We start from the raw sequence: 13,457 nt of genomic DNA, 5'->3' as shown, positions 1-13,457 counted from the left end.
CTATGATGCGGTCAAGAGGACTCGAACCTCCACGATATTGCTACCACTGGCACCTGAAGCCAGCGCGTCTGCCAATTCCGCCATGACCGCATATTCAGTTGACTTGCTTTCGCAGTCACAAGATAGATCTTACCATGCCTGAATTATGGAGTCAAGTTTATTTTATTGTAAATTGCTATCCATAAATTGCAAGTAAAATATTGCTTTTATTTGCGGATTCGGTGTATAATGAGAACAAAGGTTCGCATACTATAAATGAGGTGATTTATAATGGCGATTACCAAGAGACACCCCCTAACTACACCAACCATCCCTGAGAATATAACCAAAGATGAATTGTCCCTGGTCAGAAGCTATCTGCTGCTAACGTTTATTCATAAAGTATTTGAACGGGACTGCCGTGCCATCGGCAAGAGCGGTCTGTTCAAGACTCCCCAGCTCTACATGGAGCTGGTATCCAGCGCTACCAAGAAGACATCCCTGATGCTGCAGGAGGTTACCCGCGAGCTTACCGTGAGCCAGCTCAAGATCAGCACTGTGCGCCAGGATCAGCGCGGAGTTACCGCCGAGTATAACTGCCGGGGCTATGTTGGCGAGATCCATATTCTATGGCCCGGCTTCCGTAATGAAATGATGCAGCGTATGCGTGCCTACCTCGGACTGGGTGCCGAGCTTGCCTCCGTCCTTCCCCAGGAAGAACAAGTCGAACAGTTGGCGATGTCCATCTAAGCCGCACCTTGTAATGGATTGTACTGCTGACACAAGAGCCTCGTCCTATTCTGGACGAGGCTCTTGGTGCGGGTGCAGATCAATAAGTGATACGTTGGTGGTGAGCGGCTATTCCAGACTTTATAGTCTGGAATACTGGGGACCTATACTCGGTTTTTCGATTACATCTGGCCCAGGTGCCTCCACGCGAGCCATTGTAATCGGTTTTTCGATTACATTTGGCCCTGGTACCTCCGCACGAGCCATTGTAATCGGTTTTTCGATTACATTTGGCCCTGGTACCTCCGCACGAGCCATTGTAATCGGTTTTTCGATTACATCTGGCCCAGGTACCTCCACACGACCCATTGTAATCGGTTTTTCAATTACATTTGGCCCTGGTACCTCCGCACGAGCCATTGTAATCGGTTTTTCGATTACATTTGGCCCTGGTGCCTCCACGCGAGCCATTGTAATCGGTTTTTCGATTACATTTGGTCCAGGTACCTCCACACGACCCATTGTAATCGGTTTTTCGATTACATTTGGTCCAGGTAGCTCCACGCGAGCAATTGTAATCGGTTTTTCGATTATATTTGATCCAGCTTCCTTCGCGCGAGCAATTGTAATCGGTTTTTCGCATACATTTGGCACAAACGGCAACCCGGTCCCTTCCTGCCGTTCACCAGTTCGACGCCCGTCCTTACTTTAGAACCTTCTCCAGCTGCTTCGATCCTGCCTCCGGGAACAGCTTAGCCGTATGCTCCATAATCCGCTCCCTGGATGACACTGGCTGATCATTGTAACGCGAAGTCACATAGTCTGTTCCAAATACATGCTCGCTCACGGCATACCGCCCGATTCCCCAGCCGTAAGGACGGCCATGCTTGTCCTGCTTATACTCGAATTTGCTGGCTGTAATGTAGGTCTGCATCTGGAGCAGCGTCATGGCTGTGTCGAAGCCTTTCGCACCTTTGGCCGCGAAGCCGGACAGCCCTTTAAGATCACTGGAGAGCAGCCCCGCCTCATGCTCCAGCAACACATCCATGATTCGTTTGCTGGCCATAGAGGCCAGTCCGTCATCATATCTGGCATCGAAATCATAACCGTCCCGGCGGTAATTCGCGAAGTCCGGGTACCATTCTCTGCTGATGAACCCGGCCTTCTTGTTAAAGAGCTTCGCATAAGCGATCTCGCCCCCAGCCGCAATCTCCTCGCGCCACTCCCACGGCCCTTCTACACCCTTCACGAACCAGTAGCCTGCAGGAGTGCATTCCTCCAGAGAGAAGCCTGCGATCTCGCAGCGAAACATGGGCAGGTAACCGATCTCCCGCACCAGCGCGGCCAGTTCCCCGGCATTTTTAATTATAGGCAGCTTCATCGTTGTCCTCCAGGCTGATAGGTCCAGCCTTCGTCTCCATGGTAGATCATCTGCTTGCTCATTCCGCCATCGATTGTAATATTCTCGCCCGTTATGAATCCCGCAGCCTCACTGCACAAGAACAGCACCATGCCTGCGATATCCGCCGGAGTTCCTACCCTTCCCGCAGGATGCTGCAGCCGATCCGGCTCTGTATGAACCGGCTCTGCCGATTCCTCTGTACCGTGATAAGTGGTGGTATCAATCCAACCCGGGCTGATTGCATTAACCCGCACTTTGCCGCTAAGACTTACACTAAGGGCGTGGGTCAATGCGCCGATCCCGCCTTTGGCCGCTGTATAGCTCTCGGTATCCGGCTGAGACATCCGCTCCCGGCTGGAGGAGATATTCACAATAGAGGCTCCTTGGGCAAAATGCGGCTTAAGCCGCAGCGTCAGGTAATAAGGCGCCGTCACTCCGATCCGCTGCACATACTCGAAATCCTCATAGCTGCATTCTGATTGCAGCCCTTTACGGCTGATACAGGCATTGTTAATCAGGTAATCCACCTGTCCGTGGCGGCTGATTACCTGTGAGATGAAATCATCCAGCACCGGCTGTTCCGCAATGTCTCCCTGATAAAAGAACAGACGCTCTCTTCCATACTTGGCCTCCAGCCAGCGTCCGGCAGCAAGATCCGTATCGATGCAGGCAACCACTGCTCCGGCCTTCAGTAATTCCTCGGTGAGGCAGCGTCCGATTCCGCCTGCACCTCCGGTAACGATCGAAATTTTATTGTGATGGCTCATCTTGACCTCCATTCTCCGCTCATTCCGGGGTATAGGCTTCCGGTCTCGGCTCGCTCACCGGCTGATACAGGTATCTCCGGTCCAGCTTCACCACATGCTTGTTCGGACGCCGGATCATCACCTGGGTCTCGTCCCAGGCCAGCACGATTCCCCGGATATCATTGCTCGCCAGCCCGTCGCGTACAACTCTTATCCGCTCACCGGAAATCCGGTAGGCATCCAGTTGTTCATCACTTATCATAGTATTCTTACTCCCCTCTCTGTGCTTAGCTTGTCCAATTTAACTCTGAATCCGGTCATGAAAAAGACCCAAATGAGAATCATCCGGGTCTAGTTATCTTTCAAAAGCAATCTGTATGTCTTATGAAGTTCCTATATCAGCGCTTCATTCTTCTCAAACCAGAAGTCAAGAACTTTAGCGGACATCACACGTTGTTCCAGATATTCGACCTGATGCTCTGTGAATGTCTGTCTCCAGCTATACGACAGTTCTTCACACAAACTTGTGATTGTCAAAAGCTCTGACCAAGCAACATAACGTTTGTACCAGAAAAACTGAGGATGTTCGATCATATAGGGATACAAATCGTCGAACTCCGTGTGTTTGCAATCCAGCGCACGTTCGAAGTGATCCTTAGCCTCGGTTAGTTTATCAATAAAAAATTGCTCTGTCACCGGTTCATTCCCCATTGTGACGCCTCCTCTCTCATGTCTAATTTTTATTATAAAGGAAAACTTATAGGGTGAAAAGCAGATGTTTCAAAAATAGGCTGTGTTCCTGTTATTGTCACTTCAGCCTTATCCAAAAACAATCGTCCCGTCATTAAGAGAGGTGATATCAACAAGAGACTCCAGACGGATTCCCTGTTCCCGGATCGTGCGGGCACCGGCCTGGAAGCTTTTTTCGACCACTACGCCAAGGCCCACCAGCTCGGCACCTGAACGCTGGATAATCTTAATCAGGCCGCGCGCCGCGTCGCCATTGGCGATAATATCATCGATGAAGAGGATTTTGTCATCCTCCGAGATGAACTGGCGGGACAGCATAATGTCCGTAACAATCCCTTTGGTAAAAGATGGAACCCGTTCACACAGAGCGTCGGGATCAGCCAGCAGCGTTTTTTTGCGCCGGGCAAACACCAGCGGCACCTTCATCTCATAAGCGGTGGCAAATGCCACGGCAATCCCCGAGGATTCCACAGTCACTACGCGAGTAACTCCAGCCTCAGCAAATCTGCGGGCAAATTCCCGTCCCATTTCCATCGTCAGCATCGGATCGACCTGGTGGTTGAGCAGTCCGTCCAGCTTCAGCACCTGATCCGAGACGACAATCCCTTCCTCCAATATCCGCTGTTTCAATAATTCCATCATTGTAAACCTCCATTACACTTAATAGACGTTCCACCGAAATCGCACCTGTTCGTCCAGGCGGAAGTCATGTCCCTCTGTTCCTCATCATAACCTGTACTATGCGGACTACACAAGGCTATATCCTTGCAGGCCCCGCAATTGTAAACTTCGCAGCATTCATAAGGAGGCTAAGCATGAAGTCACATCTCCGCACATTACAGATCGCTTTCACTTATATTGGCACCATTGTCGGCGCCGGATTCGCTACCGGCCAGGAAATCCTCCGTTTTTTCACCAGATACGGCCACTGGGCGCTGCTGACGATTCTATTCTCTGCCGCTCTCTTTATCTGGCTGGGCACCAAAATGATGATCATCGCCCGGAAAATCTCTGCGGACTCGTATGAGGATTTCAACCGCCACCTGTTCGGAGCCAAGGCCGGGACCATCATCAGCCTGTTTACCATGATTATTCTGATCGGGGTGAACAGCATCATGCTGGCAGGCGCCGGGGCGATCTTCAAGGAGCATCTCGGCCTTCCCTATCAGGCGGGGCTGCTTCTGACTATCCTCGGATCTTACTTGCTGCTGAAGCGCGGTATTTCCGGCATTCTGCAGATCAACAGCCTGGTGGTGCCCCTGATGCTTACTTTGTCGCTGATCCTTGTCTGTAATACGCTGGGCGTTCCGGGAGCCGAACGCTTCCTCTTCCTGCCCACCGATTACAGCAGTATCAACGCATGGATCTCCCCGCTGCTCTATACCTCGTTCAACCTTGGCATGGCCCAGGCGGTGCTGGTTCCGCTGGCCCGTCATACGAATGACGAACGTGCGCTGGTGCGCGGCGGGATTCTGGGCGGAGCGGGCATCGGGTTCATGCTGCTGGCGGCCCATTTTGCCATGAGCTCGCAGATGCCGGGCATCCTGCAGTTTGAGATTCCGATGGGAAGCATCGCCATCCGGCTGGGTCCGGTGGTGCAGATGGTCTTCTTGCTGCTGATCTTCATGGAAATCTTCAGCACCTTCGTCGCCGGTATCTACGGGGTAAGCGTACAGCTCCAGCAGCGGCTCCCGGTCGCCCCCGCGCTTGTCGCCCCGCTGCTGATGCTAATCTGCTATGTGTTCAGCCAGTTCGGCTTCAGCTCGCTGCTGGGCATCTTCTACCCGATCTTCGGCGCGCTGTGTCTGATATGGGTGGTCATGCTGGTGCGCTCCCCCATGTCCCCGCCGCCAGGGCAGGGCAAGCCGCCCGCAGGAGGAGCGGGCGGCAAGAAGCAGGGGATTACGATTGTCAGCATCAAGCCTGCGATCCGCACTACACGGAAATAACTGCTGCGGCAGGAATGCTGCCCGCCACAGCTTCGGCGACATGACGGTGGCAGGTCATCATGACGATCTGCCGGGAAGAAGACAGCTCGCCAAGCAGAGCCAGAGCCGCATGAAGCCGGTATTCATCGAAGTTAACGAACAGATCATCGAAGAACAGCGGCAGATTCACCTTGCTGCTCATCGTTTCTGCCAGTGCCAGCCGGATCGCCAGATACAGCTGCTCCGCGGTTCCCCGGCTGAGCAGCCCGCTGTCCAGCAGTCCGGCATCCTTATGTTCAGCCTTCAGCTCCTTATGCCCCAGCGTCATCACAATCCGGCGGTATTCCCCGTGCGTGAGCTTCGAGAAATACACGGAGGCCAGCTGCAGCACCTGAGGCTGCTTCTCCTGCTCATAGATCCGGCGTGTCCTGCCCATCAGCTCGGCCGCCAGCGCCGTTACCGCATATCGCCCGGCCAGATTACGCAGTGCCGCCCGCTGTTCCTCCAGTTGCTGGAGTGCAGTATCTTCCTTGCCGCGCTTCGTCAATGCTTCCCGTTCCTGCAGCAGCTTACCGCGCTGCTCAAGCAGTGCGCTGCGTTCCTCTTCAAGCTCGGCCGCCGCTTCTTCCGTGGCCTGACGCTCCTGCGCAAGCCGCCCGGCGTCCAGATGCTCCAGCAGACTCAGCAGCTCTGCCCGGCCTTCGTCATCCCATCCGCTGAACATTGCCAGCTCCGCTTGACGCACGGACCGCGTAACCTCTATCCGCCTCAGCCACGCAGAGGAACGGCGCAGGAACTGCTCGCCGTCCTCAGCACCGCCTTCCTCCAGCAGCTTCGAGCAGCGCAGGTTCAATTCCGCCTGCTCCCTGTGATTCGCTGCCAGCTCCTCCCGGAGTTCAGCTAGCCGCGCCTCCACACTCTCTGTGCGCAGCAGCTCAGCCTTCAGCTGATCCCACTCCCGCTTCCGCAGCTCCAGCCAGGTTAATAGGGCGGCTGGTATGGGGTGGCGGGGAGCAGCTGGAGTTGCGGGTGGATGCTGGGCGGTAGGATTGGTGGCGGGTAGCCGGTGCTGATCAGTGGGCTCGGTAGCGGGTAGCTGGTGATGATCAGTAAGCGGAGTAGCGGGTAGTGATTGCTGCTCAGTAGGCTCGGTGGCGGGTAGCCGGTGCTGCTCAGTAGACTCGGTAGGTGATGACGTCTGATAAGCAGATGAATCGCTAGCAGATAGCTGCTGGTGATGATCAGTAAGCGGAGTAGCGGGTAGCCGGTGCTGATAAGTAAGCGGAGCAGCGGGTAGTGATTGCTGCTCAGTAGGCTCGGTAGCGGGTAGCTGGTGCTGATCAGTAGGCTCGTTAGCGGGTAGCTGGTGCTGATCAGTAAGCGGAGCAGCGGGTAGTGATTGCTGCTCAGTAGGCTCGTTAGCGGGTAGCTGGTGCTGATCAGTAAGCGGAGCAGCCGGTAGCGATTGCTGGACAGCTACAAAGGAAATGGAGTTTACCCGTCCGGTCTCCGCAGCTGCAAGCAGCTTCATCCCTTCCTGCTCATATAGTGCACATTCCGCCGCCAGTCCGCTTAGCCGCGCAGACCATTTGGCCTCCTGGCGCAGCAGCTCATGGCCCTGCTCTGCCAGGGCGAAGATATCCGGCAGGCCGTCCGGGGACAGCCCTTCGGGGAGTCTCCGCTGACGCAGCCATTCTTCATAGCGCGCCGCCAGCTCTGTGAAGCGGGCCTCCGCTTCCTCCAGTTCGCCTGTCAGCACCTGTTCCTGTCCGCTTAGCCGCTCAAGCTCCGTCCGGCAGGCCTCGGCCTCAGCCGCCTGCCGGTCTACGCGCTGGCGCCAGGTGCCCCAGGCCTCCATCAGCCGGCGCAGCTCGCGCATCCCGGCCTCCAGCCCGCCTGCGTCAGGGCTGGACGCCTTGCCGCTCTCCCGCTCCGCGCCGGAGAGCAGCTGCCCGCGCAGCCGCAGCATCTCCGCTGCGGCCTTGCCCGCCTCCCCGCCGCCCGGCTCCGGCGGGGCAACCGCCGCCCCCGCTGCGCGCAGGGCGGCCCAGAGCCACAGGTCCGCTGCGGCCAGCAGGCCGAGCGCGGACCATACGCTGACCGGCGGTGCGCCGGTCAGCCACAGCGCAGGCGGCAGCAGCAGCGTAAGCGCTGCGCCCGCCTGCAGGAAGCGCCGGTAGCGTGCCGCCCGGCGCCCGTTCGCGCCGGGGCGGCTGCCCCCGGCGGCGTCACTGCGGCGCGGGGCTGACGCGCCGCCTTCCGGGCCGAGCTGCGCTTCGCGCCAGCGCTCGGCGGCCTGCTGCAGCTCGTCCCAGAGCTGCACCAGTTCACGCGGGCTGCGCGCAGCCAGGCCCGCGAAGTCCGCTGCGCCGCTGGCGTGCTCCTGCGCCAGCAGGCGCTCGGCCGCCTGCAGCGCAGCAGCGGCGGCGGCCTTGCGGGCGCGGAGGCTGAGCAGCTCCGCGCCCCGGGTCTCCATTTGCCGGTCATACCCGGCAAATGAGCCGGCATAACGCCGCGCGGCCTCCCGGTCCGCGGCGGACGGGGTGAAGTCCGCGAGCGCTGCCGAATCCCAGCCTGCACCGATACTGCGCAGCAGGCGTTCCAGCTGCTCCCGCAGAGCCGTCAGCTCCGCGGCAATCCGCTGCTGCTCTGCCCGCTTGTCCTCATAGCTGCTGCGGCTGCGGTCCAGCGCTTCGAGCTCAGGCCCCTGCTCCGCAAGCAGAGGGTCGGGCGGATTCGCCTCAAGCTCTGCTGTAAGCTCCGCCGTCAGCCGCTCCAGCCGGAACGCCGCCCCCTGCAAGCTGCGCAGATCGGCTGTAAGTGACCTCCAGCGCTCCGCCCCGTTATCCGGGAACGACGCGATCACGGGAAGCTCCTCCAGCTCCAGCCGGCCTTCGCTCCATTTCAGCCACAGCTCCCGGATGTCCTGCGCCTTACGCAGTTTCATCAGCCTTGCTCCGGCGAGCTCGCGGTCCAGTTTCATCTGCTCCAGCTGCTGCTCCGCAGCTTCCAGAGCCAGGGTGTTCCCGTTATATCTCGGCAGATAGGAGCGGCTCTCCGCTACCTCCTGCTCCAGCTTCCCGATAGACTGTAGAATCCTGGCCGCCTCCTGGACCTTGCCGCGCGGCTTGTAGAGCTTCTCGGCCTCCTGAACCAGACGCTTCTCTGCCCGCATAATCTCTCCACCGCCGCCCATCCCGGCATGGAACAGGTAGCTGCTCATTTCCCCGGACTGCAAGGCACCCAGCTCCTGCAGCTCGTCAAGCGAGACAGCGAACAGCTGGCGGAACATACTCCGGGAGATGCCGCCAAGCAGACGCCGCTCCAGCTCCGCCTGATTCAGCTCCTCCGTACGGCCATCCGGATGGCTGAGTGCAATATGCAGCTTCTCTGCACGGCCCGGCCCCGCGCCGCCGGATGCATACCGGCGGATAGTCCATAATGCGCCGGACTCATCCTTTGCTTCCAGCACCCCGCCGTGCGTCCCTCCTTGCAGCGGCTCGTACCGTTCAGCCGGATTCCCCCGGCCGGGGATGCCGTACAGCATAGCACGGATGAACTGCAGGGTCGTGCTTTTACCCGCCTCGTTGCGTCCGAACAGAACCGTGACCCCTTCATTCAGTCCGATCTCCCGCTGAGCCAGCCTTCCGTAGCCATCTATCCGCAATGAATCGATCTTCATTCCTCTACCTCCCGGCCTTGCTGTCCATCGCCATCTCCTGCATCCCCAGCAGAATACGCCTTGCCTTCTTCCGCAGCATTCAGCGGCGTCCCGCCGGACTCTTCCAGTCCGCTCAGCAATGTGATTCCCAGCTCCGCTGCACCTCTCAGCCATTCCTGCTTCTCTTCGGCGCCTACGGATAATAGCAGCCTGCGCAGCTCCTGATTCTCCATCATCGGTCTCAGCGCAGTAGCGACCAGCTCGTCCAATTCTGCGGCATTCCCGTTACTGCGCCCGGCAAGCCGTAGCATTTCACCCAGGAAGCTGTCCTCCAGAAGCAAGTGCTCACGGTCAACCGCAAGTCCCGTTTCGATGGAGAAGCCTTCCGTCCAGACCAAGCCCGCATATTCCTTGCACACCGCGCGCACCGTTTCCCGCCGCTGCAGCTCGGTGAGCAGATCATCCGCCGCCCCCTTCTCAGCCAGCACCTTATGTATATCGCCCCGTCCGGTCAGGCGGAACCTGACCACAGACATCATCTGCGGGGTCTCGCTGCGGATATCCTCCACTGCATTCTCTACAGCGAGGGTCCACTCGGCCTCGTCAGTGAGCCCATCTATAGAGAGCTCACGGACCTGCCAGCGCACACTGTCCAGTTCATGGAAATCCAGCCGGACTCCCCCCTCTGCACTGACATCAACCGTATAGCAGCCCTTGGGCCCGGTCTCCTTAATGCTTCTTCCTTGAATATTGCCCGGATAGACGATAGGCGGATGCTCATGCAGAATACTCCGCTTATGAATATGCCCGAGCGCCCAATAGTCATAGCCCCTGCCGATCAGATCCTTCCGGGTGCACGGGGAGTACGTCTCATGCTGGAGATCCCCATCCACATTGCCATGCAGCAGGGCGATGTGGAACAGGCTGCTGCCCGGCTGGCGGCTGAAGCGCAGAGCTGTATTCTCTGTCACTTTGGAGGTCGGGTAGGAGATGCCGCTAACCACAGCTACCTCCCGTCCGTCTTCCCTGCGGCGGGCGGTCACGCGCTCCGGCTCACTCCCGCCGAATACCGTAACATGGGCAGGCGGTGCCGAACTAAGGCGCGGGCCGTCCAGAGGATCATGGTTACCGTGGATCAGGAATACCTGAATCCCGTGGCGTCCAAGTTCCTCCAGGGCCTCCCGGAACCGGAGCTGCCCCTGAAGTGAAGCATCCGCGACATCGTAGACATCGCCGCTTATGACCACGAAATCCACCTTTTGCAGGGTGGCTACGCCAACAAGCCGCCCGAGGGCGGCGAAGGTAGACTCCCGGAGATAGGAGCGGATATCCTGGGGGAGATGGGACAGACCGGCGAACCGGCTGTCCAGATGCAGATCCGCCGCATGCAGGAAACGAAAAGGAATCATAGCCTCACCCCTTCATTCCCGGCTGGAACTGCAGATAGGTTTTCTTCAGCTCATTGGCTACACGGGTCAGGGAGTAGAGGCTCTTTGCTTTATCCCAAGCCGAACGCGACAGCTCATAGCGGTAGCCGGGGTCCGTGATCACTTTTTCCAGGGCATCTGCCAGTCCCAGCTCATCATCCGGATTCACCAGCAGCCCGTTCACCCCGTCCTCAATCTGCTCGGGAATACCGCCCACATTCGTCCCGACCAGCGCCAGACAGCTCAGCGCAGCCTCGGCAAATACCGAACCGAACGCCTCCGCCCGCGAAGGCAATACGAAGATATCGAAGAACGGCATGAATTCCTCAGGATGCAGCGTATAGCCGTAAAAAATAGTCTCATTATAGATACCCAGCGCCTGCGCAAGCTGCTCCAGCTCCGCCCGGCTCGGTCCGTCCCCGATAATATGCAGCACATATTCATGTCCCCGCTTCTTCAGCTCGGCACAAGCCTTGAACAGAATATCTATGCCTTTGGCCGGTACGAGACGGGTAACTGTAACCAGCTGCGGAATGTCATTCTCATGCGGGACAGGCTTGAATCTCTTTTCATCGAATCCGTTGGGAATGACTCCAATGCTGTCCGGCTGGTCAATATAAGGTGTCACATAATCGGCAAAAGCACGCGAAACCGTCATCAGCCGGTCACTCACATGCTCCAGCTCCCGGTAAATCGCGACCAGGAACTGATGCTCAAGCCCCCCCTCCCGGATCACCCCATTCAGAATTAATTCACGCTCATAGCTGGAGTGCAGCGTCTGAATCAATGGAACGTCAGGATAAATTCTCTTCATGGCCAGCCCGGCAATCGGGTGATGGGCATGGATCAGGTCATAATTTTTACTCATCCGCAGCTTAGTCCACCAGATGTAATCCCGGTAGGTCTGAATGTATTTTTGCACAACAGGACTTTCGCCGTACAGTCTCCAGTCGAAGGTCTCGAAGACGATGTCTTCACGCCCCTTGCCACGGATGCGCTTAGGCAGCCAGAACAAATCCATCTCCCAGCGGCTGGACCGGAAGCGTTCCTGGAGATAAGGGATCATAGAAGATACACCACCGGGCTGCTCCGGCGGGAAGAATAGCGCTTGCAGCAAGTTCATATAGGTACATCTCCCTTTACAATTGCCCTATTTACGGTGAACACCGGCAATTATGATATAGTTGTGTATATGTACAATTACAATTTCGGGTGCTGCTACAGTTATAGGTACAGGTACGCTAAGGTTCCATATCTTAATTTTATCGGTATCCACCAGAAACAGCAACTAAGATGACAGCTTTACTTATCTTGAACTTGGACTAGAGGAGAGTGATTTATGAATGAAGAACGACTGCCTGCCGCTTACACCGCCAATATTAGAGAGATGCTGGGGGATTCGGCGGACGCTTTTCTGAAGAGCTATCTTGCTGCGCGGACCCAAGGTCTGCGGTTCAATACTTTAAAAAGCAGTGTACCTTCCGGCCGCACCGCAGCGGAGCAGGCAATCTCACAATTCGGTCTGTCACAGGTATCATGGTGTCCGTCAGGCTTCTATTACGAAGACCCCGCTCGCCCGGGGAGACATCCGTATCATACCGCCGGACTATATTATATTCAGGAGCCCTCCGCAATGTCCGCAGCCGAGCTGCTGAAGCCGCTTCCCGGAGAGATCGTTCTCGACCTCGCGGCTGCTCCCGGCGGCAAAACCACCCATATCGCCGCACTGATGCAAGGGGAAGGGCTGCTCATCTCCAATGAAATTCACCCGGAGCGGGCCAAAATCCTGGCCGAAAACGTCGAGCGGCTCGGCATAAGCAACACACTGGTTACTTCCGCAGCTCCTGGTGATCTCTCCAAAAGATTCCCTGAGGTGTTCGACCGCATCATGCTGGACGCGCCTTGCTCCGGTGAAGGAATGTTCCGCAAAGACCCTGCGGCGATAGATGAATGGTCTCCGAAGCATGTGGAGATCTGTGTAGCCAGACAGTGGGATATTCTGCAGGATGCGTATCTGATGCTGAAGCCCGGCGGCCATATGGTCTATTCGACCTGTACCTTCAACCGCCAGGAGAATGAGGAGACGATGGAGCGCTTCGTGCAGACCTATCCCGATATGGAGCTGATCGTTACGAAGCGGCTGTGGCCGCATCTGGAGCGGGGCGAAGGGCATTTCGTGGCCCTGCTGCACAAGGCGGCTTCAGCAGACCCGGCGGATTCCGCTCCGCGCAAGAGCCGGGGCAAGCGGGGTGAACGCGGCAGTGACGGTCCGAAGACAAGTGCTACGCTTAGGGAGGCCTATCAACAGTTCATGAGCTGGGCGGCGGCAGAGCTGCCCGGATTCGCTGGACACGGCGTCCCGCTTCTCTTCGGCGAATCCCTGTATCTGCTGCCTGAGGCATTCAATGGGCGGCTGCACATCGGGATACTGGACGGGCTCAAGGTGCCGCGTGCCGGACTGCATATTGCCCATCTTAAGAAAAACCGGATCGAGCCCGCCCACGCCCTGGCCATGACACTCCGGCCGGATCAGGCGGCGCACAGCTATGATATGCCTGCGGACGGCACGGAGATCCAGGCCTGGCTGCGCGGCGAGAGTCTGCCGGTTCCGCCAAGCCTGCATGGCTGGACGCTGGTAACCGTAGACGGCTTGCCTGTAGGCTGGGGCAAAGCCAGCTCCGGCCAGCTCAAGAATCATTTGCCCAAGGGTCTGCGGATCAGGGCAGCCCATATTGACGAAGTTTAGGCTGCTGACCAGTTCACGAATCGTTCATAAGCATATGATGTCATTATCCCATGGAGGTCCGCCGGACTTAAGGCGGCAAGTGGGAACAG

At 57.5% G+C, this 13,457-nt stretch carries 12 protein-coding genes and 1 tRNA gene; 3 read left to right on the top strand and 10 right to left on the bottom strand.

Annotated elements, in window-relative coordinates; genetic code table 11:
* Positions 1-6 precede the first annotated feature (6 nt).
* Positions 7-90: transfer RNA gene (locus MKY12_RS09805), tRNA-Leu, on the bottom strand.
* 180 nt (positions 91-270) lie between these two features.
* Here MKY12_RS09805 and MKY12_RS09800 point away from each other — a divergent pair.
* Positions 271-729, top strand: coding sequence for a hypothetical protein (locus MKY12_RS09800; protein ID WP_339313589.1), 459 nt, complete (start codon positions 271-273; stop codon positions 727-729).
* Between the two features lie 120 nt (positions 730-849).
* Here MKY12_RS09800 and MKY12_RS09795 read toward each other — a convergent pair whose 3' ends face one another.
* From MKY12_RS09795 to MKY12_RS09770, 6 genes are all read right to left on the bottom strand, one after another.
* Positions 850-1,362, bottom strand: coding sequence for a hypothetical protein (locus MKY12_RS09795; RefSeq protein ID WP_339313588.1), 513 nt, complete (start codon positions 1,360-1,362; stop codon positions 850-852).
* Between the two features lie 49 nt (positions 1,363-1,411).
* Positions 1,412-2,089, bottom strand: a complete 678-nt coding sequence (locus tag MKY12_RS09790) for a hypothetical protein (RefSeq protein WP_339255405.1) — start codon at positions 2,087-2,089, stop codon at positions 1,412-1,414.
* Positions 2,086-2,877: an SDR family oxidoreductase gene (locus tag MKY12_RS09785; protein ID WP_339255403.1), complete on the bottom strand. Its 792-nt coding sequence runs from the start codon at positions 2,875-2,877 to the stop codon at positions 2,086-2,088. Before MKY12_RS09785 ends, MKY12_RS09790 begins: the two co-directional genes overlap by 4 nt.
* 19 nt (positions 2,878-2,896) lie before the next feature.
* Positions 2,897-3,118 carry a hypothetical protein gene (locus tag MKY12_RS09780; RefSeq protein WP_036725081.1) on the bottom strand — a complete coding sequence of 74 codons (222 nt, stop codon included), beginning with the start codon at positions 3,116-3,118 and terminating at the stop codon, positions 2,897-2,899.
* Positions 3,119-3,249: 131 nt separating this feature from the next.
* Positions 3,250-3,567, bottom strand: a complete 318-nt coding sequence (locus MKY12_RS09775; protein ID WP_036725087.1) for a hypothetical protein — start codon at positions 3,565-3,567, stop codon at positions 3,250-3,252.
* A gap of 108 nt (positions 3,568-3,675) precedes the next feature.
* Positions 3,676-4,245 carry a xanthine phosphoribosyltransferase gene (locus MKY12_RS09770; protein WP_209877970.1) on the bottom strand — a complete coding sequence of 190 codons (570 nt, stop codon included), beginning with the start codon at positions 4,243-4,245 and terminating at the stop codon, positions 3,676-3,678.
* A gap of 176 nt (positions 4,246-4,421) precedes the next feature.
* Between MKY12_RS09770 and MKY12_RS09765 the strand changes: the two genes are divergently transcribed.
* The gene (locus tag MKY12_RS09765) at positions 4,422-5,555 is read left to right on the top strand and encodes a hypothetical protein (protein ID WP_339255401.1); all 1,134 of its coding nucleotides are present in this window, start codon (positions 4,422-4,424) and stop codon (positions 5,553-5,555) included.
* On the opposite strand, the gene MKY12_RS09760 is transcribed toward MKY12_RS09765, so the two are convergent.
* Genes MKY12_RS09760 through MKY12_RS09750 form a run of 3 tightly spaced genes read right to left on the bottom strand, consistent with a single transcriptional unit; the run spans position 5,542 to position 11,745 of the window.
* Positions 5,542-9,216 (bottom strand): AAA family ATPase, encoded by a 3,675-nt coding sequence (locus MKY12_RS09760; RefSeq protein ID WP_339313587.1) that lies wholly within the window; start codon positions 9,214-9,216, stop codon positions 5,542-5,544. The genes MKY12_RS09765 and MKY12_RS09760 overlap by 14 nt on opposite strands.
* Positions 9,213-10,604, bottom strand: coding sequence for a DNA repair exonuclease (locus tag MKY12_RS09755; RefSeq protein ID WP_339313586.1), 1,392 nt, complete (start codon positions 10,602-10,604; stop codon positions 9,213-9,215). The genes MKY12_RS09760 and MKY12_RS09755 overlap by 4 nt, the downstream gene beginning before the upstream one ends.
* A gap of 4 nt (positions 10,605-10,608) precedes the next feature.
* A complete protein-coding gene (locus tag MKY12_RS09750; protein ID WP_339313585.1) occupies positions 10,609-11,745 on the bottom strand; it encodes a glycosyltransferase family 4 protein in 1,137 nt (378 codons plus the stop codon).
* Between the two features lie 216 nt (positions 11,746-11,961).
* Here MKY12_RS09750 and MKY12_RS09745 point away from each other — a divergent pair, with 216 nt between their 5' ends.
* Positions 11,962-13,368 (top strand): RsmB/NOP family class I SAM-dependent RNA methyltransferase, encoded by a 1,407-nt coding sequence (locus tag MKY12_RS09745; RefSeq protein WP_339313584.1) that lies wholly within the window; start codon positions 11,962-11,964, stop codon positions 13,366-13,368.
* Positions 13,369-13,457: the final 89 nt, after the last annotated feature.

Origin of the sequence: Paenibacillus sp. FSL M7-0896 (genome assembly GCF_037975415.1) — a bacterium.
Lineage (GTDB): Bacteria > Bacillota > Bacilli > Paenibacillales > Paenibacillaceae > Paenibacillus_AQ > Paenibacillus_AQ silagei.
Note: the sequence above shows the minus strand (reverse complement) of the source record. Positions and strands in the feature narration are given on the sequence as shown.

Excerpts from the sequence above, each read along its gene's own strand:
- MKY12_RS09745 (WP_339313584.1), top strand. The coding sequence starts at position 11,962 with ATGAATGAAGAACGACTGCCTGCCGCTTACACCGCCAATATTAGAGAG.
- MKY12_RS09790 (WP_339255405.1), bottom strand. The coding sequence starts at position 2,089 with ATGAAGCTGCCTATAATTAAAAATGCCGGGGAACTGGCCGCGCTGGTG.
- MKY12_RS09775 (WP_036725087.1), bottom strand. The coding sequence starts at position 3,567 with ATGGGGAATGAACCGGTGACAGAGCAATTTTTTATTGATAAACTAACC.
- MKY12_RS09770 (WP_209877970.1), bottom strand. The coding sequence starts at position 4,245 with ATGGAATTATTGAAACAGCGGATATTGGAGGAAGGGATTGTCGTCTCG.
- MKY12_RS09785 (WP_339255403.1), bottom strand. The coding sequence starts at position 2,877 with ATGAGCCATCACAATAAAATTTCGATCGTTACCGGAGGTGCAGGCGGA.
- MKY12_RS09755 (WP_339313586.1), bottom strand. The coding sequence starts at position 10,604 with ATGATTCCTTTTCGTTTCCTGCATGCGGCGGATCTGCATCTGGACAGC.
- MKY12_RS09800 (WP_339313589.1), top strand. The coding sequence starts at position 271 with ATGGCGATTACCAAGAGACACCCCCTAACTACACCAACCATCCCTGAG.
- MKY12_RS09780 (WP_036725081.1), bottom strand. The coding sequence starts at position 3,118 with ATGATAAGTGATGAACAACTGGATGCCTACCGGATTTCCGGTGAGCGG.
- MKY12_RS09765 (WP_339255401.1), top strand. The coding sequence starts at position 4,422 with ATGAAGTCACATCTCCGCACATTACAGATCGCTTTCACTTATATTGGC.
- MKY12_RS09760 (WP_339313587.1), bottom strand. The coding sequence starts at position 9,216 with ATGAAGATCGATTCATTGCGGATAGATGGCTACGGAAGGCTGGCTCAG.
- MKY12_RS09750 (WP_339313585.1), bottom strand. The coding sequence starts at position 11,745 with ATGAACTTGCTGCAAGCGCTATTCTTCCCGCCGGAGCAGCCCGGTGGT.